General features: G+C 65.4%; 21 protein-coding genes. 10 read left to right on the forward strand and 11 right to left on the reverse strand.

What is annotated here, in order from left to right; genetic code table 11:
- Positions 1 to 23 precede the first annotated feature (23 nt).
- Together KY495_RS04770 and KY495_RS04775 are read right to left on the reverse strand one after the other, a co-directional pair.
- Positions 24 to 1,298, reverse strand: a complete 1,275-nt coding sequence (locus KY495_RS04770) for an EAL and HDOD domain-containing protein (protein ID WP_219882606.1) — start codon at positions 1,296 to 1,298, stop codon at positions 24 to 26.
- A 51-nt stretch (positions 1,299 to 1,349) separates the two neighbouring features.
- Positions 1,350 to 2,114, reverse strand: coding sequence for a class II glutamine amidotransferase (locus KY495_RS04775; protein ID WP_219882607.1), 765 nt, complete (start codon positions 2,112 to 2,114; stop codon positions 1,350 to 1,352).
- A 154-nt stretch (positions 2,115 to 2,268) separates the two neighbouring features.
- Between KY495_RS04775 and KY495_RS04780 the strand changes: the two genes are divergently transcribed.
- From KY495_RS04780 to KY495_RS04790, 3 genes are read left to right on the forward strand one after another with little or no spacing between them, the layout of a single operon-like run.
- Entirely contained in the window at positions 2,269 to 2,742 is a 474-nt protein-coding gene (locus KY495_RS04780) for a (2Fe-2S)-binding protein (RefSeq protein WP_229518497.1), read from the forward strand.
- A complete protein-coding gene (locus KY495_RS04785; protein WP_219882609.1) occupies positions 2,739 to 3,728 on the forward strand; it encodes a xanthine dehydrogenase family protein subunit M in 990 nt (329 codons plus the stop codon). Before KY495_RS04780 ends, KY495_RS04785 begins: the two co-directional genes overlap by 4 nt.
- Positions 3,725 to 6,103: a xanthine dehydrogenase family protein molybdopterin-binding subunit gene (locus tag KY495_RS04790; protein ID WP_219882610.1), complete on the forward strand. Its 2,379-nt coding sequence runs from the start codon at positions 3,725 to 3,727 to the stop codon at positions 6,101 to 6,103. Before KY495_RS04785 ends, KY495_RS04790 begins: the two co-directional genes overlap by 4 nt.
- 297 nt (positions 6,104 to 6,400) lie before the next feature.
- Here the strand turns inward: KY495_RS04790 and KY495_RS04795 are convergent, their stop codons facing one another.
- From KY495_RS04795 to rsmB, 6 genes are all read right to left on the reverse strand, one after another.
- On the reverse strand, positions 6,401 to 6,658 hold the full coding sequence (locus KY495_RS04795) for a DUF3567 domain-containing protein (RefSeq protein WP_219882611.1): 258 nt from the start codon (positions 6,656 to 6,658) through the stop codon (positions 6,401 to 6,403).
- Positions 6,659 to 6,692: 34 nt separating this feature from the next.
- On the reverse strand, positions 6,693 to 7,103 hold the full coding sequence (locus KY495_RS04800) for a GTPase (protein ID WP_219882612.1): 411 nt from the start codon (positions 7,101 to 7,103) through the stop codon (positions 6,693 to 6,695).
- Positions 7,104 to 7,126: 23 nt separating this feature from the next.
- Complete coding sequence (locus KY495_RS04805; RefSeq protein WP_219882613.1) at positions 7,127 to 7,846, reverse strand: response regulator; 720 nt, start codon at positions 7,844 to 7,846, stop codon at positions 7,127 to 7,129.
- Between the two features lie 112 nt (positions 7,847 to 7,958).
- On the reverse strand, positions 7,959 to 10,241 hold the full coding sequence (locus KY495_RS04810; RefSeq protein WP_219882614.1) for an ATP-binding protein: 2,283 nt from the start codon (positions 10,239 to 10,241) through the stop codon (positions 7,959 to 7,961).
- A 3-nt stretch (positions 10,242 to 10,244) separates the two neighbouring features.
- Entirely contained in the window at positions 10,245 to 10,796 is a 552-nt protein-coding gene (locus tag KY495_RS04815) for a DUF4390 domain-containing protein (protein WP_229518498.1), read from the reverse strand.
- A 45-nt stretch (positions 10,797 to 10,841) separates the two neighbouring features.
- Positions 10,842 to 12,248 (reverse strand): 16S rRNA (cytosine(967)-C(5))-methyltransferase RsmB, encoded by a 1,407-nt coding sequence (gene rsmB, locus KY495_RS04820; RefSeq protein WP_219882615.1) that lies wholly within the window; start codon positions 12,246 to 12,248, stop codon positions 10,842 to 10,844.
- A gap of 290 nt (positions 12,249 to 12,538) precedes the next feature.
- On the opposite strand from rsmB, the gene argS reads away from it, so the two are divergent.
- From argS to KY495_RS04855, 7 genes are read left to right on the forward strand one after another with little or no spacing between them, the layout of a single operon-like run.
- Positions 12,539 to 14,251 (forward strand): arginine--tRNA ligase, encoded by a 1,713-nt coding sequence (gene argS / locus KY495_RS04825; RefSeq protein ID WP_219882616.1) that lies wholly within the window; start codon positions 12,539 to 12,541, stop codon positions 14,249 to 14,251.
- 31 nt (positions 14,252 to 14,282) lie between these two features.
- Positions 14,283 to 14,960 (forward strand): SPOR domain-containing protein, encoded by a 678-nt coding sequence (locus KY495_RS04830; RefSeq protein ID WP_219882617.1) that lies wholly within the window; start codon positions 14,283 to 14,285, stop codon positions 14,958 to 14,960.
- Between the two features lie 25 nt (positions 14,961 to 14,985).
- On the forward strand, positions 14,986 to 15,657 hold the full coding sequence (locus KY495_RS04835; protein WP_219882618.1) for a thiol:disulfide interchange protein DsbA/DsbL: 672 nt from the start codon (positions 14,986 to 14,988) through the stop codon (positions 15,655 to 15,657).
- 19 nt (positions 15,658 to 15,676) lie between these two features.
- Positions 15,677 to 16,450, forward strand: a complete 774-nt coding sequence (locus tag KY495_RS04840; RefSeq protein ID WP_219882619.1) for an SDR family oxidoreductase — start codon at positions 15,677 to 15,679, stop codon at positions 16,448 to 16,450.
- Entirely contained in the window at positions 16,447 to 17,208 is a 762-nt protein-coding gene (locus tag KY495_RS04845) for a biotin--[acetyl-CoA-carboxylase] ligase (protein ID WP_219882620.1), read from the forward strand. Before KY495_RS04840 ends, KY495_RS04845 begins: the two co-directional genes overlap by 4 nt.
- The gene (locus KY495_RS04850; protein WP_219882621.1) at positions 17,205 to 17,951 is read left to right on the forward strand and encodes a type III pantothenate kinase; all 747 of its coding nucleotides are present in this window, start codon (positions 17,205 to 17,207) and stop codon (positions 17,949 to 17,951) included. Before KY495_RS04845 ends, KY495_RS04850 begins: the two co-directional genes overlap by 4 nt.
- Before the next feature lie 3 nt (positions 17,952 to 17,954).
- Positions 17,955 to 18,641, forward strand: coding sequence for an SPOR domain-containing protein (locus KY495_RS04855; RefSeq protein WP_219882622.1), 687 nt, complete (start codon positions 17,955 to 17,957; stop codon positions 18,639 to 18,641).
- 12 nt (positions 18,642 to 18,653) lie between these two features.
- On the opposite strand, the gene KY495_RS04860 is transcribed toward KY495_RS04855, so the two are convergent.
- Genes KY495_RS04860 through mrdA form a run of 3 tightly spaced genes read right to left on the reverse strand, consistent with a single transcriptional unit; the run spans position 18,654 to position 22,815 of the window.
- On the reverse strand, positions 18,654 to 19,709 hold the full coding sequence (locus KY495_RS04860; RefSeq protein WP_229518499.1) for a septal ring lytic transglycosylase RlpA family protein: 1,056 nt from the start codon (positions 19,707 to 19,709) through the stop codon (positions 18,654 to 18,656).
- 13 nt (positions 19,710 to 19,722) lie between these two features.
- Entirely contained in the window at positions 19,723 to 20,835 is a 1,113-nt protein-coding gene (gene rodA / locus KY495_RS04865) for a rod shape-determining protein RodA (protein WP_219882623.1), read from the reverse strand.
- A 3-nt stretch (positions 20,836 to 20,838) separates the two neighbouring features.
- Positions 20,839 to 22,815, reverse strand: coding sequence for a penicillin-binding protein 2 (gene mrdA, locus KY495_RS04870; RefSeq protein ID WP_219882624.1), 1,977 nt, complete (start codon positions 22,813 to 22,815; stop codon positions 20,839 to 20,841).
- Positions 22,816 to 22,819 lie beyond the last annotated feature (4 nt).

Here is a 22,819-nt window from a genome sequence, read left to right on the forward strand (position 1 = left end):
CGCTTTTTTTCCGGCGGGCGCGTTTAAATGGCGTAGCGCACCACGTTGTCGCTCCACTCGAACGCGGCCATTTCCGCTTCCACCAGGTCGTCCGCGCTCAGCGCCAGGTCGCGCAGCGCGGGGGCGATATTGGTTTCCTTGTCTTCCAGCTGTTCGATGGACTCGGTCAGGTGCAGCAGTTCGCCGAAAAAGCCCGTACGGTTCAGCAAGGCGGCACTGACATCATCGCTGACGGGAATCTGCTGCAGGATGTCTTCCATCGACATGCCAAACAGGGTATCCATCAGCGACATGATGCCCACCGTGAAAGCGACGTCGGCCACATTGCGCTGGGACGGCTGCAGGCGCTGCGCCAGCAGCTCCAGCATGCGCCCGCGGGTGGTGGCCAGCATCAGCAGCGGCGTGGTGCGCTGCCCTGCGCGCGATGGCTCGGCGTACAGCAGGATCTGCAGCCAGCGCTGCAGCTGGCGCCGGCCCAGCACCGTCACCGCCTGGTTGAGCGAATCGATGCGGTAGCGCGCCCCCACGGCGGCCGAGTTCACCAGCCGCAGCAGGTTCAGCGCCAGCGTCACATCCTTTTTCACGGCGCGCTCGATGGCGTTGTTGTCGGCGTCGGAGGTGATCAGTTTCATCATCTCGATCACGGCCAGCTGCGAGGGCGACAGCTTGCGCCCGGAAATGACGGCCGGCTTGGCAAAATAAAAGCCCTGGAAATAATCAAAGCCGAGTGCCACACAGGCGTCGTAATCGTCGCGCGACTCCACCTTCTCGGCCAGCAGTTTCTTGCCGGCTTGCCGGAAGGTGTGGGCCAGCTCCACCAGCTGCGGGCGCGGCATGTGGCGCAGGTCGAGCTTGACGAAGTCGATCAGCGGCAGCAGCTGCCTGACCTGGTCGGACACCTTGACCACGTCGTCGAGGGCAAAGCGGAAGCCGTGGCCCGCCAGTTCGCCAATGCGCGCCAGGATGGCCGGCGTGACCGTCATGGTTTCCACGATTTCCAGCACCACCTTGTCGCGCGGCAGGAAGACAAAGATGTCACTCATGAGTACTTCGGCATCGACATTGATGAAGGCCAGCGCCTCGCCAATGGCCTTGTCCAGGCCCAGCTGGGCCGCGTGGGCAATCACGGCGGCCGTGGCACTGATGTCGGTATCGATGTTGGCGTCGCCTGAGTCGGCCGTGCGAAACAGCATTTCATAGCCGAACAGGGCCTGGTTGCGGTCCAGGATCGGCTGGCGGCCGAGGAAAAAATCGCGCACATTGGCGGTCAGGGAGGGGTCGGCTGGCCTGGTGCTCATCTGCGTTTCCGTGGTCGGTATTGTCAATGGCACTAATGTACCTGAAACATCTCAGGCTGGCATCCCGTCGACAAACACTTTCAGTTCGCCCGGCGCGAAGCGGGTCCAGGTTTCATTGGCGGTGAGCGGCTCGGTCACGATGATGGCGACCCGGTCGTCGGGCGTGGTGACCTGGGAAAAATCCACGCTGACATCCTGATCGGACAGCCGCGCCGTGACAAAGGGGTATTGCCGCACCACGTAATGCAGATTGGTGGAGCAATGCACGTAGAGCGCGGCGCCGTCCGAGAGCATCATGTTGAAGGTGCCGTGGGCGGCAATGGCGTGCGCCAGCTCGCCCAGCGCCGCCCGCAATGCGTCCAGCGGCGGCGCGCTGTCGCCAAAGCGGCGCCGCAGTTCCTGCAGGATGAAGCAGAACGCACGCTCGCTGTCGGTGGTGCCTACCGGGCGAAACGCCCCATCGAGGGCCGGCGCAAATTGCTTGAGGTCGCCATTGTGGGCGAACACCCAGTAGCGCCCCCACAGCTCGCGCACGAAGGGATGGCAGTTTTCCAGCGCCACCTGGCCCTGGGTGGCCTTGCGGATGTGGGCGATGACGTTGCGCGATTTGATCGGATACTGCTTGATCAGTTCGGCTACCGGGGAGGCAATGGCGGCCTGGTGGTCGACAAAATGGCGCACCCCGGCGCCTTCAAAAAAGGCAATCCCCCAGCCGTCGTGGTGGGTATCGGTATGGCCGCCGCGCATGGCGAAGCCGGTAAAGCTAAACACAATGTCGGTCGGGACATTGCAATTCATTCCGAGGAGTTGGCACATGCGATCAGCATACCACGGCCGGTTTTGCGCCCGAGTGTCGCGCCCCGTCCTCAAAACGAAAATTTCCTCGTTGCATTTTGCCGTGCGCGCGCCGGAGGCGGTTAAAGTGTGCAAGTTCGCAATATTTCAAAATAAGCTTGTCAAAGGAAGCAGCATGCCACTTCACAGTATTCGTCTCCAGATCAACAAACAAAGTCACGAGATGCGGGTCGAACCGCGCCTGACTCTGCTTGAAGCCCTGCACGAGCATGCTGAGCTGACCGGGACCAAGAAAGGCTGCGACCATGGCCAGTGCGGCGCCTGCACCGTCCACATCGATGGCAAGCGGGTCTTGAGCTGCCTGACCCTGGCCGTGCAGGCCGAAGGCAGGCAGGTGCGCACCATCGAGGGCGTCAGCGGCGACGATGGCAAGCTCCATCCCGTGCAGGCCGCGTTCGTGGCCTGCGATGCGCTGCAGTGCGGCTACTGCACGCCCGGCCAGATCATGTCGGCGATCGCCTGCATCGCCGAAGGGCACACCGGCAGCGATGACGAAGTGCGCGACTACATGAGCGGCAACCTGTGCCGCTGCGGCGCCTATCCGAATATCGTCAAGGCCGTGCGCCAGGCGGCCAAGGACGCGCCATGATCGACTTTGACTACTCCCGCGCCACGCACGAAGCCAACGCCCTGATGGAGGCCAGCCAGGCCGGCACCCGCATCCTGGCCGGCGGCACCACCCTGCTCGACCTGATGAAATGCGGGGTCGAGGCGCCGCGCCGCGTGATCGACATCGCTCGCCTGCCCGACATGGCTGGCATCGAGGTGGGCGTGGCGTCGATTCGCATCGGCGCCCTGGCCACCATGGCCCAGTGCAGTGAACACGCGGGCCTGCGCGCCGCCGCGCCGGCAGTGACGCAGGCGCTGGCGCTGGCCGCGTCGCCCCAGATCCGCAACATGGCCACGCTGGGCGGCAACCTTCTGCAGCGTACGCGCTGCAGCTACTTCCGCGATCCCCAGGCCTACAGCGCCTGCAACAAGCGCAAGCCGGGGTCGGGCTGCGCGGCCCTGGCTGGCGTGAACCGCGACCATGCCATCCTCGGCACCAGCGCCAGCTGCATTGCCGCCTATCCGGGCGACCTGGCAGTGGCGCTGATGGCCTTCGGGGCCAGGCTGCATATCGCCGGCAAGGTGGCGCGCGTGGCGGACGTCGACGGCTTCTATCGCCTTCCCAGGAACCGGCCGGACCTGGAAACCGAGCTGGCGCCGGGCGAGATCATCACCGCCATCGAGCTTCCCGTCAGCGCCGCCTTGCGCCGCTCGCACTATCTCAAGGTGCGCGACCGCGCTTCGTTTCAGTTCGCAGCGGCCAGCGCGGCCGTGGGGCTGGAGCTGGCCAATGACCAGACCGTGCGCGCGGTGCGGGTGGCGCTGGGCGGCGTGGCCACCCGGCCATGGCGCGCCATGCCGGTGGAGGAAGCCTTAACTGGCAAGCTGTTTACGGAAGCGAACGTGCGCGCCGCCGCCGAACGCGCGGTCGATGGCGCCAGGGCGCATGCCCACAACCGCTACAAGCTCGCGCTCACGCCCAGGGTGGTGGCCCGGGCCCTGATGGAAGCGGGAGGACTGGCATGAAGGCGCTGTTGAACATGAAGCTGCGCCGCCGCAGCGTGATCAAGGGCATGGCAGCAGGTGCCGCGGCCGCGGCAGTGGCCACGCCGGCAGCAGCGCAGGCCGCGCCTGCGCGCCTCGCCACAGGTCCCGGCGCGGCGCTGGGCGAACGCATCCCGCGCCAGGAGGGCGAACAGAAGGCCAAGGGCGTCGCGCGCTACGCCGTTGAACGTTCGCTCGACCGCATGGTGCATGCTGTCGTGGTCCAGTCCACCATTGCATCGGGGCGCATCAAACGCATCGACAGCACCGCCGCCCGCGCCGCGCCGGGCGTGATCGCTGTCTATTCGCCGTTTAACCGCCTGCCGATTGCCCAGGCTACGGTGGCCGGCAAGGGCGGCGCCGCCTTTGAAGCCTTCACGCCGCTGCAGGACAAGCGCGTGCGCTTCAATGGCCAGCATATCGCACTGGTGGTAGCCGAAACGCTGGAACAGGCCACCCATGCCGCGCGCCTGGTCAAGGTGAGCTACGCCAGGGCCAGCGCGGTGCTGCACATGGACGACCGGCGGGCCAGGGCCAAACCGGTCCCGCACCTGACGGTCTCGTGGGGCGACGCGGCAGCGGCGCTGCAGGGCAGTCCCGTCAGGGCCGGCGGGACCTACACCACGCCGCGCGAATACAACATGCCGATGGAACTGCATGCCTGCATCGCGGCCTGGACCGGCGACGAACTGACCGTGTGGGAGCCCAGCCAATGGGTGGGCGGCGCGCGCCAGGTGATCGCGCAGTGGATGGGCGTCGATCCGGCCAGGGTGCGCGTGGTATCGCCCTATGTGGGCGGCGCATTCGGCAGCAAGGCGTCACCCCATCCGCACGTGGCCATGGCCTGCGCCGCCGCACGCGTGCTGCGCCGGCCGGTCAAACTGTCGCTCACGCGCCAGCAGACGTTTACCGGCTTTGGCGGGCGCCCGGCCACCAGGCAGACACTGACGCTGGGCGCCGACCGCGATGGCAAGCTGCGCGCGATCGTGCACCAGGGCTGGAACGAGACCGCCATTGACGACATGTATGTGGAAGCATGCAATGCCACCACCACCATCACGTATGCCACGCCCAATCTGGCATCGCGCCACAGCGTGGTGCCGGTCAACACCGTCAATCCCGGACCGATGCGCGCGCCCGGCGAGGCCCCCAGTTCCTTTGCGCTGGAGACGGCAATGGACGAACTGGCATACGCCCTCGACCTCGACCCGATCGAGCTGCGTTTGCGTAACTATGCCGAGCGCGACCCGCACCACAACATCGCCTGGAGCTCGCGCAACCTGCGCCAGGCCTATGACGCGGGAGCGCGGGCCTTTGGCTGGTCGGCGCGCAATCGGCAGCCGCGCTCCATGAAGCAGGGCCGGGAACTGATAGGCTGGGGCATGGCGACTGGCTCCTATCCGGTACGGCGCACGCCGGGCGAAGCGAAGATCGTCCTGCACGCCAGCGGCCTGGTGGAAGTGCACAGCCGCGGCGCGGACCTGGGCACCGGGACCTACACCATCCTGGCGCAGACGGTGGCGGACGTGCTGGGGGTGCCGCTCGACCATGTGCTGGTGTCGCTTGGCGACACCACCCTGCCGCGGGCGCCGGTAGCGGGCGGCTCGCAGCTGGCCAACCTGCTCACCGCCGCGGTCCACAAGACGGCCGTGGCGGCGCGCGAGGCACTGCTCGACATCGCCGCCACCGATCCCCGCTCGCCCCTGTTCGGCGCCAGGGTGGCTGACCTGGCATGGACGCGCGGCAGTGTGCACCTGGCGCGCCGCCCTGGCCGCGGCACCACGCTGGCGCAGCTGCTGACGGCAACTGCGCGCGAGCGCGTGGAAGTCGCGCGCGACACCTTCGCCGCTGACGCCACCGAGAAGGAGCGCGACGCGGCCGACCGCGGCTTTTCGCAAATGCGCGCGCCAACCGAGGGCGGCGTTTCGGCCCACAGCTGGAGTGCGATCTTTGTCGAAGTGCGGGTGGACGAGGATTTCGGCACCATCCGCGTCAGCCGCATGGTGGGCGCCTTTGACTGCGGCCGCCTGTACAACCCGACCCTGGCCGAGAGCCAGTGGATCGGCGGCATGGTCATGGGGGTGGGACAGGCGCTGCTGGAAGCGGGCGCGCCGGACAAGCGCGACGGCCGCATCACCAACGCCAACCTGGCCGACTACCTGGTGCCGGTCAATGCCGACATCCCGGCCATCACCACCATGTCGGTAGGCGTGCCGGACCTGCAGGCCAGCCCCATGGGCGGCAAGGCAGTAGGCGAAGTGGGGATTGTGGGGGTGGCCGCGGCGATCGGGAACGCGGTGTTTCATGCGACCGGAAAGCGGATCCGGGATTTGCCCATCACGCTCGACAAGATCTGACGTCCATGCAAAAAGCAGTACCCTGAAGGTATCGTAGGGTCCAGATTGTCGCCGGAGACAAGTGCATGCCGGATCAGTGTTGGTGAGGCAGGGTACGCAGCAAGATATCGCTACAAGTGCGACAAGTTTGTCGTGCCAAGAATTGGGCACCAACTCCGCCACCAACGCGAACTTGAATCATTTGAACTATAGAACTGACGGATCCGCGCGAACGATGCCGCGCGGATATCCTCTTGTACTACTGGCGCCCTGCATCCGTGACAGGGCTGGGTGGTTGCGCCACTGCCTGGCATGCCATTAATGCAGCAATACCGGCTGGCTCATGAGGGAGTCGTACGATCCCAGGAACTCGTCGATTTCTTCCATCGTAGGTTCGCTGGCAATCAGATTGTTGACATCCCTGCGGAACGACTGGGCTAGCTTGCCGCAAATAAAAGCTTCGCAGCGGCCAGATTTATCGACAATTTCATAGCCTCCAAAGCGCAGGGCTTCGAGGTTGTGATCGACGCCGAATTCGACCACGCTGTACTGCTCGCTGTTGTAGATCATGTTCATGCTAGCTCCTTCGCTCGATCAGACTTTTTCCACTTCACTGTACTGGGGAGGTGGGGCTAACCGGACCGTTTTCAAGTGCCTGTGTTGAAGGGGCACCCAGGTCCGGGGTCACTATCAACAGCTGATCGTATGGCGCTTGCTGCAGCCACGATCGCAACTGATCAAGGTGGGCTGTGTCGGCCACGCCAATGAACAACTTGCCGGGGCGCGAACGCAGGATCCGATTTAATGTTACACGCAAAACGAGATTGCCGGTGCAGCACAAGCAAGCTTGTGCCACTCTGTACACATCGAGCGTATCTGTGGGGTAAAGCACGGTAGAACCGCTGGGAAGGCCCTCCAGGATCACGGCGCTGCGCACGCCGGCCGGGAGATGGGCCGCAATCAGGGTTTCCCGCCCTTCCAGCGTAGCGCCGGTGACCAGCGTGGCGCTGATCGGGGTCAAGGGCGGGCTTGGCACTGCGCGGCTTACTGTCCTTTTTTGGCCAGCTTGCCAGGCTCGACGCCGAGTTGCTTGAGCTTGCGGTACAGGTGGGTGCGTTCCAGGCCGGTTTTTTCGGCCACGCGCGTCATGCTGCCGCCTTCGCGCCCGAGATGATGTTCAAAATACATGCGCTCGAAGGCATCGCGCGCCTCGCGCAGGGGCAGGTCGAAACTGAGACTGAAACCATGGCCCTCGCCGGCCGGCATGCCGCCGATGCGCACCGGGATGCTGGATTGGGGCGACTGCGCCGCAAACATGGCCGCGCTCGACATGCTGCTCTCTTCCGGCTGCGGCGCCAGCATGGGACGGGGCGCCACGGCCGGCGCGCGCACCGCTTCCTGCGCCCGCGTCAAGCCCTGCTGCACGGCCTTGAGCAATTTTTGCAGGGCGATCGGCTTTTCCAGGAAGTTGAGCGCGCCGATGCGGGTTGCCTCAACGGCCGTGTCGATGGTGGCGTGGCCGGACATCATGATGACCGGCATGGTCAGCAAGCCATCGCGCTGCCATTCCTTGAGCAGCGTGACACCGTCCGTATCGGGCATCCAGATATCGAGCAGCACCAGGTCGGGCGCCCCGGCGGCGCGGGCATCGCGCGCCTGCTGCGCGTTTTCCGCCAGCGTGATCGCGTGCCCCTCATCGCCCAGGATCTCCGAGAGTAGCTCGCGGATGCCCATTTCATCATCAACTACGAGAATGTTTGCCATCTATGTATGCCTTTTTGATTGGGCCTGCCAGCGGACACCCTACGAAGTGCCGGTTTGCCCCGCGCTGTCTCTTTCGCGCGGTTAAGCCCGTATTCTATGCGCGATTCTAACCTTAAGCCAATACACTATCCGTGCATAACTTTAACAGCAAAATCAGGACCGACGCGCCAGTTCCGTCCGTACGGTTCTGGATCTCGATCCGGCCACCGTGTTCATCGATAATTTTCTTCACCATCGGCAGTCCCAGGCCGGTGCCGCGCACCTTGGACGTGACGTAAGGCTCAAAGGCGCGCGACAGGATCTTGGGCGCGAAGCCGGGCCCGTTGTCGACAATGGCCAGGCGCACGGCCGTGCCGGCGCTGCCGCCCGCGCTGGAATAATGAATGGCTTCGGTGGTCAGGTCGATGCGGGCCGGCGGCGCGCCGGGGCCACGGTCGTTCATGGCGTCCTGCGCGTTTTGCAGCAGGTTGTGGATCACCTGGCGCAGCTGGGTCGGGTCGCCCATCACCTGCGGCAGATTGGGCGCCAGGCGCACGTGGATGATGTCGTTCTCATCACCGGACAGGTACATGTGCAAGATGTCTTCGATCAGCGCGTTCAGGTCCAGCTTTTGCAGCACCGCCGGCGGCGCCTTGGCATAGTCGCGGAAGTCGTCCACCATGCGCTTCATGGCGTCGACCTGGTTGACGATGGTGGTGGTGCCCTTGTTCAGCAAGTCGCGGTCGGGGCCGTCCAGGCGCCCTTCCAGCTTCATCTGCATGCGCTCGGCCGACAGCTGGATCGGCGTGAGCGGGTTCTTGATTTCGTGGGCCAGGCGGCGCGCCACCTCGCCCCAGGCAATCGAGCGCTGGGCCGAGATCACATCCGAAATATCGTCGAACACCACGATGTAGCCGCTGCCGGCGCGCACCGGCAGGCGCGAGCCGCGCGCCAGCAGGGTGATGTCATGGTCTTCGGCGCTGCCCAGGGGACGCGGGATTTCCAGCTGCTGCTGCCAGTGGCGCACCTGGCGCGAACTGCCCGCCGCCGACTGCGCGCTCTGGGTGGAAAACGCCTTGGTCACGGCGCCGGCAAAGGCATCGAGGCCCGGGATCAGCGCCAGCGGCTGGCCGATATGCCCTGCCACATTGTGCTGCAGGATGCGCTCGACCGCTTCGTTCGAGGTCACTACCTTGAACTCGGCATCGAGCACGATCACCCCGGCCGACATATTTTCCAGCACCGATTCCAGGTGCGCCTTGGCGCTTTGCAGGGCCGCGCGATTGCGCTCGACCGAACTGCGGGCCTCGAACAGCTGGCCCGTCATGGCATTGAATGACTGCGTGAGCGTGCCCAGTTCGTCGGACGTGGCCACGATGGGCCGCGGCGACAGGTCGCCCTCGGCCACTGCGCGCGTGCCTTCGGCCAGCACCAGCAGGGGCTGCGCCAGGTTGCCGGCAATCAGGAAGGCACTGGCCACCGCGCCAAAAATGGCCAGCAGCAGCGTCAAGGTCAGCGTTTCAATGTACATGCGGCGCAGCCCGACGCGCGCCAGGAAGCGTTCCTGGTACTCGGTATAGGCGGTCGAGAGCACCTGGGCATTGGTGGCCAGGTTTACCGGCACCGCCTGGATCACCTGCATGAAGCGCGGCTGGGCGCCGGGCGGCTCGGGAATGGCCAGCACCACGCGCTGGCGCAGGCCCGGCGACGGGTCGGCCGCAGCGTCGTCGGGCGGGCCGGCGCCATCCTTGAAGTCGCGGTCGGCGCCTTCGGTGCGCGCATACCCGCCCGGCATCACCGCCTGCAGCAGCATGGGCGGGGTGGGCAGGTCCGGGGTGAGGCTGGCCCGCCGGTCCTGGGCCGCGCTCTGGATGATCTTGCCGTCCACGCCGATGATCATGGCCGAGATGATGCCGTCGCGCTCATCGATCAGGCGCGCCAGGATATCCTGGGTGCTCGCACGGTCCTGGCCGGCCAGGGTGGCGGCCGTGATCTCGGCGCTGGAACCGAGTTCGCCCAGCGACTGGTCCAGCGCCGCCAGGCCCAGGTTGACACCCGACTCCAGCGCCGCCTCGATCTTGACATTGAACCAGGAGTCGATCGAATGCGACACGAACTGCACCGACACCAGGAAGATGACCAGGCCCGGAAGGATGCCGATGCAGGCAAACAGCAGCACCAGGCGCGCCATCAGGCGCGAGCCGAACTTGCCGCTCTTGTAGCGTGCATACAGGCGCGCCAGCGCCACCACCACGAACACCAGCAGCGCCGCCGCGACCGACGCGTTCAGTCCAAGGAGCCAGGAATAGTACTGGTCGAAAAAGCCGGCATTGGAGGAAGCGGTGGCCAGCAGGAACAGCAGGATGCTGACAATGGCGCCGCCAACAATGAGTGAATAGCGCAAGGCCTGGTTCACAGCTTACTCGGCCCTGTACTGGAATTTCTTGTCTTTGGATTCCAGCTGCCACTTGCCGCTGCTGGCGGTCTGGATTGGCTTGGTCAGCCGTTCGCGGTCCATGAACATGCGCAGTGTGACGTTGTAGACCTCACCGGGCTTGAGTGCGCCGCGCGGCGCGATCAGCCAGTTGGTGCGGCGCACCAGCACCATCGCGTCTTCCAGCGTGGCGAAGCTTTGCTGCATGCGGCCCAGGACCAGCACCACGTACTGGCGCGTCAATACGTCGTACGACAGGCGCACTGTCTGGCGCTGCGATACGGCGCGGTCGTCGTACCAGTACCAGCGCGGGCGCGTCAGTTCCACCTCAGTGGTGAAAAACAGCTTCACGCCATGCTGGATGGCGTCATGCAGGCTTTCGTTGAGCTCAAAGGAATAGGCCGCGTTGAGGCGGTAGCCATCGTCGGCCAGCTCGATGCGCGCGCGCGTGATCTCGACGCCATCGGCCGCGTTTGCCGTGCAGGCAAACACCAGCATCAGCTGGCAGCAGAGAAGACGGAAGAAACGTAGAGTCACAGGAGGGCCAGAGCCTTTACAGTCGATCGCATTGTCGGGAACCGGCTACGCCGCGCTCTTCTGGAACAGGGCGTAAAACAATCCATCCTGGTCAAGGCCGGCACCGGGCAGCAGCTGGCCGGGCGCATCGAGGCGGATGGCATTGTGGCGAACTGCGAATGCGGCCGCCTGTGCCTCCGATTCCTGGGGCCAGATCGAGCATGTCACGAATAGCAATTTACCATTGGGCCGCAGCATCTGCCAAAGGTTGTCGAGGATTTTGGATGAAAGTGTTGCAAGTTGGAGAGCATCGCCCTTGCGCCTCAGCCAGCGGATGTCGGGGTGGCGCCGCACGATGCCAGAGGCCGTGCACGGCACGTCGGCCAGGATGCGGTCGAACTGCTCGCCATCCCACCACACCCGCGTTTGCGCCTCGAACGCCTTGAGCGTGGCCGACAAGCCCAGGCGCTGCAGGTTTTCCTCGACCCGCACCAGGCGCTTGGGATCGCTGTCGATGGCCGTCATGGCGACGTCGGCCAGTTCCAGCATGTGGCCGGTCTTGCCGCCGGGGGCCGCGCAGGCGTCGAGCACGCGCATGCCGTCGCGGATATCGAGCAGCGGCGCGGCCAGCTGGGCCCCCGCATCCTGCACTGACGCCAGTCCCTCATCAAAGCCGGGAATGGCGGACACGCCGATCGGTTTGTCGAGACGCACGGCGCTCGGGCCAATCTGCGCCGCGCCAATGCCGGCATCGGCGAGCGAGGCCATGAAGGCCTGCACGCTGGTCTTGCGCGTATTGACGCGCAGCGTCAGCGGCGGCTGCACATTACCGGCCACCAGGATCTGCTCCCACTGCCTGGGGTAGGCCGCGCGGGTGGCGTCGATCCACCACTGCGGGTAGTTATAGCGGGCCACCGGCTGCGCCATGACCGTCTTGACCAGCTCCTCGCGCTCGCGCAGGAAGCGGCGCAGCACGGCGTTGACCATGTTTTTGGCGTGCGCCATGTCCGGGTGCGAGGTGGCGACCGTGACCGCCTGGTCCACCACGGTGAATTCTTCGTAGGGCGGCGCGCCGCCGTCGGCCGTATCCATCAGCGACAGGGCGCAGCACAGCAGGGCCGAGAGCATGGCCGGTTCCGGCGCCTTGGATGTCATGAGACCAAGCAGGGCTTCGCTGCGGCCAAGCTGGCGCATGGTGCGGTAGGCGATATCCTGGATCGCGCCCTTGGTCTGGGGACCAGCCGCCGTCACGCCAAAGGCCGTCAGGAGCGCCTGCGGCAGCGTGGTACCGGCGCGCACCTGCGCCACCGCGTTGGCCGCGCCAAGCAGCGCCAGCGCCAGCGAATCGGGCTTGAGGTTGGGACGGTAGCCCGGCTGCAGCACCGGCTTGACTTCGTAACTCTGGCGCATGCGCGGCGCCGCCGGCCGGGCCGCTGCGGGTTTGATGGTGAGCGTCGGGCGCTTGATGGTCATGGCGAGATACACGAATACTTTATAAAGGCGCAATTGTACCGGTTAAGACTTGCGCGAAGCTTAAGCAGTGCGCGCGCGCCCGGGCACAAGGCCAGGTTGGGCCGCCATCGACGCATAAAACAACACTTTGACGGTGCGCGCCGCGGCTGCGCAGCGCAGTATTAATGTTTGTACACTGCCGACAGCGGGCGCCGGCAAAGCCCTGCGCCAGCCACGGGCAAACCAGTATAATTGTGCGTCAACCTGCCCGTGGCCCGGCCACCGCTCCTTTACCAATTAGAACACCGCACATGCTCGCATCACAGAAACAAGAAATCGCCGCCCTGTTCCAGGACGCCCTGGCCCCCATCATCGAAGGCAGCGGCCTGTCGCCCAACGTCGTGCTGGAGCGTCCGCGCGACCCTTCGCATGGCGACATGGCCTGCAACATCGCCATGCAGCTGGCCAAGCAGCTCAAGATGAACCCGCGCGAACTGGCGCAAAAGATTGTGGCGGCAGTGCTGGACAACCCGGCCGGCAAGGGCATCATCGACAGTGCCGACATCGCCGGCCCCGGCTTCATCAACCTGCGCGTGGCCAATGCGGCCAAGCAGGCGGTGGTGGGAACCATCCTCAGGCAAGGCCAGGCCTTTGGCCGCACCCAGGCCGGCGCCGGCAAGAAAGTGGTGCTCGAATTCGTCTCGGCCAATCCGACCGGCCCCCTGCATGTGGGCCACGGGCGCCAGGCGGCGCTGGGCGATGCACTGTCGAGCCTGTTTGACGCCCAGGGTTACGACGTCACGCGCGAGTTCTATTACAACGACGCCGGCGTGCAGATCGCCACCCTGGCAGCGTCGGTGCAGGCGCGCGCACGCGGCTTCAAGCCGGGCGACGCCGAATGGCCCGAGTCGGCCTACAACGGCGACTACATCGCCGACATCGCCGCCGACTTCCTGGCCAAAAAGACCGTATCGGCCAGCGACACCGCGCCCGTCACCGGCAGCGGCAACCCCGACGACATCGATTCCATCCGTCCGTTCGCCGTCAACTACCTGCGCCACGAGCAGGATATCGACCTGCAGGCCTTTGGCGTCAAGTTCGACAACTACTACCTGGAGTCATCGCTGTATGAAGATGGCAAGGTCGAAAAGACGGTCGAGGCCATGATCGCATCGGGCAAGACCTACGAGCAGGATGGCGCGCTGTGGCTCAAGAGCACCGACTATGGCGACGACAAGGACCGCGTGATGCGCAAGTCCGAAGGCGGCTTCACCTATTTTGTGCCTGACGTGGCCTACCATGTCGTCAAGTGGCAGCGCGGCTTTGTCCAGGCCATCAACATCCAGGGCAGCGACCACCACGGCACCATCGCGCGCGTGCGCGGCGGCCTGCAGGCAGTCGGCATGGGCATCCCGCAGGGCTACCCGGACTACGTGCTGCACAAGATGGTCACCGTCATGAAGGATGGGGCCGAGGTCAAGATTTCCAAGCGTGCCGGCTCCTACGTCACGGTGCGCGACCTGATCGAATGGTCGGGCAATGGCGACATCGCCAAAGGCCGCGACGCCGTGCGCTTTTTCCTCATCTCGCGCAAGGCCGACACCGAGTTCGTGTTCGATGTCGACGTGGCACTCAAGACCACCGACGAAAACCCGGTCTATTACGTGCAGTACGCGCATGCGCGCATTTGCCGGGTGCTGGAAAACTGGCAGGGCGACATTGCCACCCTGGCTGGGGCCGACCTGTCGCCCCTGACCGCGCCCACCGAGATGACGCTGCTCGCCACCCTGGCCGCCTATCCTGAAATGCTGGCGCGCGCCCAGGCCGAGCTGGGACCGCACCAGGTGGCGTTCTACCTGCGCGACCTGGCCGCCAGCCTGCACAGCTTCTACTTTGCCGAAAATATTCTCAAGCTCGAAGACGAGGCGCTCAAGAACGCGCGCCTGGCGCTCATGCTCGCCACGCGCGAAGTGCTGCGCAACGGCCTGGCCATGATCGGCGTGTCCGCGCCCGAGAAGATGTAAGTTTGTACCCACCATTTTTGTGAACCGACCCATGACATCCGACTTTCGCACCCTGCAGCGCCAGCATGGCAATACCCTGACCGGCGTGGTCATTGGCCTTATCATCGGCCTGGTCATCGCCGTCATCGTGGCGCTGGCCATCACCAAAGGCGCCACCCCGTTTACCGACAAGACGGGCAAGGCCGGCAAGATGAGCGAGGCCACGGTCGGCGAAGCATTCGATCCCAACAAGCCGATGTATGGCAACAAGGATGCGGCGCGCCAGGCCAACAAGGAAATCACGGCCCGGCAGAAACCGTCGGACGACCCGCTGGGCGACGCGGTGGCGGCCATGGGCGCGGCCGCGCCGGCTGCCGAGGCAACGCCCGACGCGCCGGTGGCAGAGGCCAGCGGGACCGAGGCCAGTGCGGCCAATGTGACGCCGGCCGAGGCCAAGCCGGCGCCGCCAAAACCTGCGGCAGACGGCCTTGACGGCGTGACCTACTACCTGCAAGCCGGCGCCTTCCGCGAAATGGAAGATGCCGAGAACACCCGCGCCAAACTGGCGCTGCTGGGGTTTGAAGCCTCCATCAGTGAAAAGCCCAACGAGAGCGGCGTGCTGCATCGCGTGCGAGTGGGCCCCTTTCCCCAGCTCGAAGCCATGAACAAGGCCCGGGCAAAGCTGATCGACAGCGGCATCGATGTTGCGATCGTCAAAAACCAGAAGTAGTCCGAAACGATATCAAGGAATCCTCATGCGTCTGATTCAGAAAGTGCTGTTTGCCCTGGCAGTGGCGGGCGTTGCCGCCGGCGCCGCCGCCTCTCCCGATGCCCCGCGCAATGGCGGCGAATACCAGGTGCTGCCGGAAGCGCAGCAAACCGTCCCGGGCAACAAGGTGGAAGTGACGGAATTCTTCACCTACTCCTGCCCGCACTGCAATGCGTTCGAGCCGCTGCTGGCCGAATGGGTCAAGAAGAACGCCGACAAGATCGTGTTCAAGCGCGTGCACGTGGCGTTCAACCGTTCGGACATCCCGCTCCAGCGCCTGTACAACACGCTCGAAGCGATGGGCCTGACCGAGAAATATCATGCCAAGGCCTTCGCCGCCGAACACGTCGAGCGCCTGCACATGCACACCGACGAAGCCGTGTTCGACTGGGCCGAAAAGGCCGGCATCGACCGCGCGAAATTCATCGATACCTACAAGTCGTTCGGCATGCAGGCGCGCGTGAACCGCTCGCAGGCCATGGCCAAGGCGTACATGATCAACAGCTGGCCGACGGTGGCCGTGGATGGCCGTTACATCACCTCGCCCTACCAGGCCGGTTCCACCTCGCGCCCTGCGCTGAACGAAGTGGGCCAGCAGCAGGCCGCGCTCAAGGTCATGGACCATCTGGTGGCCAAGGCCAAAGCGGAAAAAAAATAAGCATGCCGGCGGCGGCGCCATGAAGCGCGTTTTCATCACCGGCGCCTCGAGCGGCATTGGCGCTGCGCTGGCGCGTGAATACGCGGCGCAGGGCGCCGTGCTTGGCCTGGTGGCGCGGCGTGCCGATCTACTGGCAGGCCTCGTGGCCAGCCTGCCCGGCGCCGGGCGCCACGCCGTGTATGCGCTCGACGTGACCGACCACGGGGCCCTGCGCCTGGCCGCCGCCGACTTCATCGCCCGTCATGGCGGGGCCGACATCGTCATCGCCAATGCCGGCGTTTCGCACGGCACCCTTACCGAGCATCCCGAAGACCAGCAGGTGTTCGACACCATTATCGCCACCAATGTCAACGCCACGGTGGCCACCTTTGCCCCGTTCATCAACAGCATGAAGTCGCAGCAGGGAGAACGCCGCCTGGTCGGCATCGCCAGCGTGGCCGGCGTGCGCGGGCTGCCGGGGGCCGGGGCCTACAGCGCCTCCAAGGCGGCGGTGGTGTGCTATTGCGAATCGCTGCGGCTGGAACTGAAGCCGCACGGCATTCGCGTGGTCACCATCGCGCCGGGCTACATCGCCACTCCCATGACCGAGAAAAACAGCTATCCCATGCCATTCCTGATGCCGGTCGAGCGCTTCGCCGTCCGCGCCGCCGCCTGCATCGCGGCCGGCGACAGCTATCGCGTCATTCCCTGGCAGATGGGCGTGGTGGCCAGGCTGCTGCGCGCCCTGCCCAACTGGCTGTATGACCGGCTGTTTGCCAGGGCGCCGCACAAGGCGCGCAAGGCGGCGCCGTGAACGCGCAGGCCATCGCCGGCAAGAGCGCCGACAGTGGCGTCGCCGTGCAGGTAGTGGCGCAGACCGGCTCCACCAACGCCGACCTGCTGGCGCAGCTGCCGCTTGCCGGCAACCGCCTGCTCATTGCCGAACGCCAGAGCGCAGGCCGCGGGCGCGCGGGCCGCAGCTGGCTTTCGGGTGAGGACTCGCTCACGTTTTCGCTGGCCTGGAAGTTCCCGCTGCCCCTGCATGCCCTGTCCGGCCTGCCGCTGGCCGTGGGCGTGGCGCTGGCCGAAACGCTCGACCAGCTGGGCGTCAGGGTCCAGCTCAAGTGGCCCAACGATGTCCTCAAGGATGGGGCCAAGCTGGCCGGCATCCTGGTTGAAACCCAGGCGGCGCCCGACGGCGTATGGGCCGTGATCGGCATCGGCATGAACCTGATCATGCCCGACGCGCTGGAACAGCGCATCGGCCGCCCCGCCGCCGGCGCCCCGTGGCTGGCCAGGATGGACCGCGACACGCTGATGGCGCAATTACTCAATCACCTGGCGGCCAGCCTGCGCCACTTCGAGCAGGCCGGGTTCGCCGCATTTTGCGCACGCTGGAACCGCCTGCATGCATTCCAGGGCAGCGAAGTGGCCATCATCGACCGCGGCGTCACGCTGGAACAGGGTGTCGCCGCCGGGGTCGATGACTGCGGCGTGCTGCTGCTCGACACCGCCGCCGGCCGGGTGCCGGTGATGGCGGGCGACGTGTCGCTGCGCGCGGTGGCGCCATGATGCTGCTGGTCGACGCCGGCAATACGCGCGTCAAGTGGGCCCTGGTGCAGCCGGGCGCCGCACCTGGCCAATGGATTGCCAGCGGCGGGGTCGAACATGCGGACCTGGACCAGCTGCCGGAGCGCTGGCGCGATCACGCCGTGAGCGCGGTGCTGGTATCGAACGTGGCCGGGGCCGCCCTGCGCGCACGCCTGCTGCCGCTGCTGCCTGGCGCGCGCACGGCATGGTTCGCAGCGCGCGCCGAAATGGCCGGCATGCGCAACGGCTACCGCAACCCCGGTCAGCTGGGCTGCGACCGGTTCGCGGCGGCGCTGGGCGCGCGCACGCTGGAGCCGGGCAAGGCGATCATAGTCGCCACCTGCGGCACCGCCACCACCATTGACGCGGTCAGCGCGCAGGGCGACTTTTTGGGCGGGATGATCCTGCCTGGCCTCGGCCTCATGGCCTCATCGCTGGCGCGCAATACGGCGCAGCTGCCGCAGGTGCTGGCCGGTGGCCCGCTGCCGTCCGGCTTTGCCGACAATACCGACGACGCCATCCTGTCGGGCATCCTGTCAGCCCAGGCCGGCGCCATCGAACGCGCCTTTGCCCGCCACCGGGCCGACCTTTGTCTCATTTCCGGAGGCGCCGCCTGCTACATCGCGCCGGTGCTGGAAGTGGCGCACCGGATGGTCGATAATGTGGTTCTCATCGGCCTGCAAACGGCTGCTGCTTCCGATTTCGCTTCCGACCTCACAGGATAACGCGTGCTCAAACTACTCTTTTGGCTGGTGCTCTGCCTGAACGCCGTGCTGTTTGCCTATGGCCAGGGCTTGCTGGGCAGTTACAAGGCCAGCGCGCGCGAGCCGCAGCGCGTGCGCAACCAGCTCAATACCGACAAGCTGATACTGCACATGCCGGCCGGCGCGGCGCTGGTGGCCGCCCCGGCACCGGCGGCGCCGGCCGCGCCGGCGGCGGCAGCCAGTGACCCGCTGGCCTGCACCGAAGTGGGCAACTTCAATGCCGCGCAGGCGCGCCGCTTCGACCAGCTGATCGCGCCGCTGGCCCTGGGCGAGCGCCAGACCCGCCAGGACATCACGGTGTCGGAAATCACCAGCTACATGGTCATGATTCCGCCCCTGGGGAGCAAGGACGCGGCCGAGCGGAAGGCGGCGGAACTGAAGGCCCAGGGCGTGAGCAATTACTTTATCCTCAACGAGAGCACCCCCACCAAATGGGCCATTTCCCTGGGCGTATTCAAGGCCGAGTCGGCGGCCCAGACCCAGCTGGCCCAGCTGAAAAAGGAAGGCGTGACAGGCGCGCGCGTGGCGGGGCGTACCTCGCAGGCCGCGCGCCAGACCTACCGCTTCCGCGACCTCGATGCTGCCGCGCGCGCCGCCCTGGCAGAGGCGGTGGGCAAATTCGACGACATCAACACCCGCCCCTGCAAATAAGAAGCGCGGCCATCAGCGCTTGATCACCATCGGCTTGATGCCGAGGGTGGCCGGCAGCGAGCGGGCCGCTTCCAGGGCCGCGTCGCGGGTGGCGAACGGGCCGCTCACCAGGCGGTGCAGGGAACCGGCCTTGATCACATCGAGCGCCGCGCTCACCCAGCCGCGCGAAAGCACCCTGGTGCGCACTTCGGCCGCCTTGTCGGCGCGGCTGAAGGCGCCCATCTGCACGTAGAACGATTCGCCCGCCGGTGCCGGTGCGCCGTCGACCGTGGGCGCGACCCGCGCTTCCGGATGCAGCTTGATGGCCTTGACCTCGGCGCGGTTGCTGACAATGAGCGAGCCGACTTCTTCGGCCGCCTGCAGCACGCCCTGGCGCGGCTGCTGCGGCTCCGGGTCGCTGCGCGGGGCCGCCGCCAGGCGCGTGTCCTGCCCCGGCAGCAGGCGCTCGAGCAGGACCTCGTGACTGCCCTTCTGCAGCAACCCAAGCTTGACGGCCGCCGTAAACGACACGTCGACGATGCGGCTGGCATGGAAAGGACCGCGGTCATTGATGCGCACCACCACCTGGTTGCCGGTAGCGATATTGGTGATCCGGGCGTAGGAAGGAATCGGCAGCGTGGGGTGGGCCGCCGTCATCTTGTACATATCGTAGATTTCGCCCGACGAGGTGCGCTGCCCGTGGAATTTCTTGCCATACCAGCTGCTGACACCACGCTGCACGAAGGGTTGATCGCCCAGCATCGGCGTGTAGCTCTTGCCAAACACGACATACGGCCGGTTGGCATAGCGCGAATACGGTTCGGCGCGCACCACCGCGTCGGGAATGTCGCGCAAGCCGGACGGCGGATTGTCGCCCGGACCATCATCCTTGTAATAGCCGCCGCGCCCGGAATTGGCCGGCGGCAGGGCCGGCATATCGGGATCAAGCGCGGGATGGGTGGCGGCACGCGTCTTGGGCGCCGGCATATGGCCACGCCCGCCTTCCGGCTTGGGACTGGTGGCACACCCTGCCAGCAGGGCCAGGACGGGAATCACGATGAACGTTGGGTGGAATCTTGATACGCTCATCGCGCCTCCATGATCAGGTTTGTATCAGTTTTCGATGTCGCGAGATGCTCATCAGTATACCCGCGCCGAGCCCGAGTGTAACAAAAGCGGTGCCGCCATAGCTCATGAAGGGCAGCGGCACCCCGACCACGGGCAGAATGCCGCTGACCATGCCCATGTTCACAAAAGCGTAGGTAAAGAAATTCATGGTGAGGGCGGCGGCCAGCAGGCGCGAAAACAGGTTGGGCGCATTGGCCGCGATCATCAGGCCGCGCCCCACCAGCAGCAGATAGATGGTGAGCAGGATGAGGATGCCGACCAGGCCAAATTCTTCCGCATACAGCGCAAACACGAAGTCGGTCGTGTGCTCGGGGACGAATTCGAGGTGCGATTGCGAGCCCTGCATGTAGCCCTTGCCGGAAAAGCCGCCGGAGCCGATCGCGATCACCGACTGGATGATGTGAAATCCCTTGCCCAGCGGGTCGGTGGTGGGATCGATCAGCATCATGACGCGGTCGCGCTGGTAGTCGTGCATGAGCGACCAGGCAATCGGCAGGCTGGCGCCGGTGGCCACGAACATGGCCGCCACCGCCTTCCACGACAGGCCCGCCAGGAAAATCACCCACAGCCCGGACGAAAGCACCAGCAGCGAGGTTCCCAGGTCGGGCTGGAGCTGGATCAGGCCAACGGGGACGGCCAGCAGCGCCGCCGCCACCACGAATGAATGCCAGCGCACGGCGCCCGCTTTCTGATGAAAATACCAGGCCAGCATGAGCGGCATGGCGATCTTGAGGATCTCGGACGGCTGGATATCGACGCCCACGTACAGCCAGCGCCGCGCCCCCTTCTTGATGATGCCAAAGAAGAAAACCGCCAGCAGCAGCGCCACGCCGGCCGCGTAAATGGGAACGGCCAGCCGCAGCAGCGTTTGCGGCGGTATCAGCGCCATCACCCACATGATGATGAAGGCGATGATGGTGTTACGGATCTGGTCCTGCACCCGCCCCGGAAATTCGATACCGGCCGAGTACATGGTCACGATGCTGGTGGCCAGCAGCAGGAACAGGATGATCGCCAGCGGCGCGTCGAACACCAGCAGATAAGGTTTCATGCGGCGCCACAGTGAACGCCGTTCGTTGATGCGCATGGCTTACTCCCTGGCCGGTGCGGTCTGGCCGCCCGGGGTGGCCGGCGCCTCGCTGGCACTGTTGGTTGTCGGGACCGGCGCTGCGGCCACACCTTTTTCCGCAGCCGCCGCGCCATCCTTGCTGGCCGGTTTTTTGCCCAGCAGGTAGTAGTCGAGGGCCTTGCGGGTGATCGGGGCGGCTACCGCCGCGCCGAAGCCGGCATTTTCCACAATCAGGGCCAGCGCGATGCGCGGCTTGTCGGCCGGGGCAAAGGCCACGTACAGCGAATTGTCGCGGCGCCGTTCACCAATGGTCTTGGCATTGTATTTTTCGCCGCGCTTCAGGCTCACCGCCTGCGAGGTGCCGGTCTTGCCGCCCGAGGTGTAGCCCGCATTGGCGAACACCTGGCGCGACGTCCCCTCTTCCGCCACGCCCACCATGGCGCTCTTGATGAAGTCGATATTTTCCTGGCGCAGCGGGATCCGGCCGCTGGGCTGGGCCACCGTGAGCTTGCGCGCGCGCGTGCTGCCGTCTTCAATGATCTTGACCAGGTGCGGCTTCATCACCACGCCATTGTTGGCCAGGGTGGAGACCGCGTGCGCCAGCTGCAGGATGGTATAGCTGTTAAAACCCTGGCCAATCGATACGTTGATGGTGTCGCCGCCCTGCCAAGCCTGCGCTGCCTTGCTGCGGGCGAAGCGCTTGCGCTTCCATTCCTTCGACGGCAGCACCCCGGTCTTTTCATTTTCCAGGTCGATGCCGGTCAGGCGGCCGAAGCCGAACGGCTCCATGAAGTCGTGGATGGCATCGATGCCCAGATCGTGACCGAGCTGGTAATAGTAGGTGTTGCATGAGACGACAATGGAGGTGTACATATTGACCACGCCGTGGCCGCCCACCTTGTCGTCGTTCCAGCGATTGCCGCCCAGGTTGAAGTAGCCAATGTCGTTGATTGCCTGCGACGGTGTGCGCTTGCCCAGCTCCAGCGCCGCCAGCGCCATGAATGGCTTGAAGGTGGACCCTGGCGGGTAGGTACCCTGCAGCGGACGGTTCATGAGCGGCCGGTCAAGCGAGGTATTGAGTTCGTTCCAGCTTTGGGTGTCAATGCCGTCAACGAACAGGTTGGGGTCGAAGCCCGGGCGCGACACATAGGCCAGGATGTCGCCGGTCTCCGGCTCGATCGCCACCAGCGCGCCGCGGTACTCGCCAAATGCCTCCTCGACGATCTTCTGCAGCTCGATATCGATCGACAGGATCAGGTTATTGCCGGGCGTGGCCTCCTTACGCGACATGGTGCTTACCGCCCGTCCACCGGCCGTCTTGATCACCTTTTCGTAGCCGGTAATGCCGTGCAGCTGCTTTTCGTAGCTCTTTTCCAGGCCTTCCTTGCCGATATGGTCGGTGCCGCGATAATTGGTGGCATCGTCCGACTCCTCGATCAGCTTTGCTTCGCGGGCATTGATGCGGCCAATGTAGCCGATCACGTGGGCCGCCGATTCGCCCAGTGGATAATTGCGAAACAGGCGCGCCTGCACGTCGACGCCCGGGAAGCGGAAGCGCTGGGCGGTAAAGCGCGCCACTTCGTCGTCCGTGAGGCGGGTACGCAGCGGCACGCTCTCGAAATTCTTCGATTCGGCCAGCAGGTTCTTGAAGCGCTTGCGGTCGCGCGGCTCCACCGTGACCAGGGTGGCCAGTTCGTCGATGACCGAATCGAGTGAATGGCGCAGCTTGGACGGCGTGATCTCGAGCGTATAGGCCGAGTAATTGCGGGCCAGGACCACGCCGTTGCGGTCCACGATCAGACCGCGGTTGGGCACGATCGGCACCACCGCAATGCGGTTGCCTTCGGACAAGGCGGCATAGTCGCTGTGCTTGACCACCTGCAGCCACACCACGCGCGCCACCAGCAAGCCAAAACAGAGAAAGGTGAGCGCGAACAGCACCCCCACCCGCACCCGGAAGATATGGATCTCCCGGTCATTGTTCTTGATTTCAGTCATGCAG

Origin of the sequence: Massilia sp. PAMC28688 (genome assembly GCF_019443445.1) — a bacterium.
Taxonomy (GTDB): Bacteria; Pseudomonadota; Gammaproteobacteria; order Burkholderiales; family Burkholderiaceae_D; genus Telluria_A.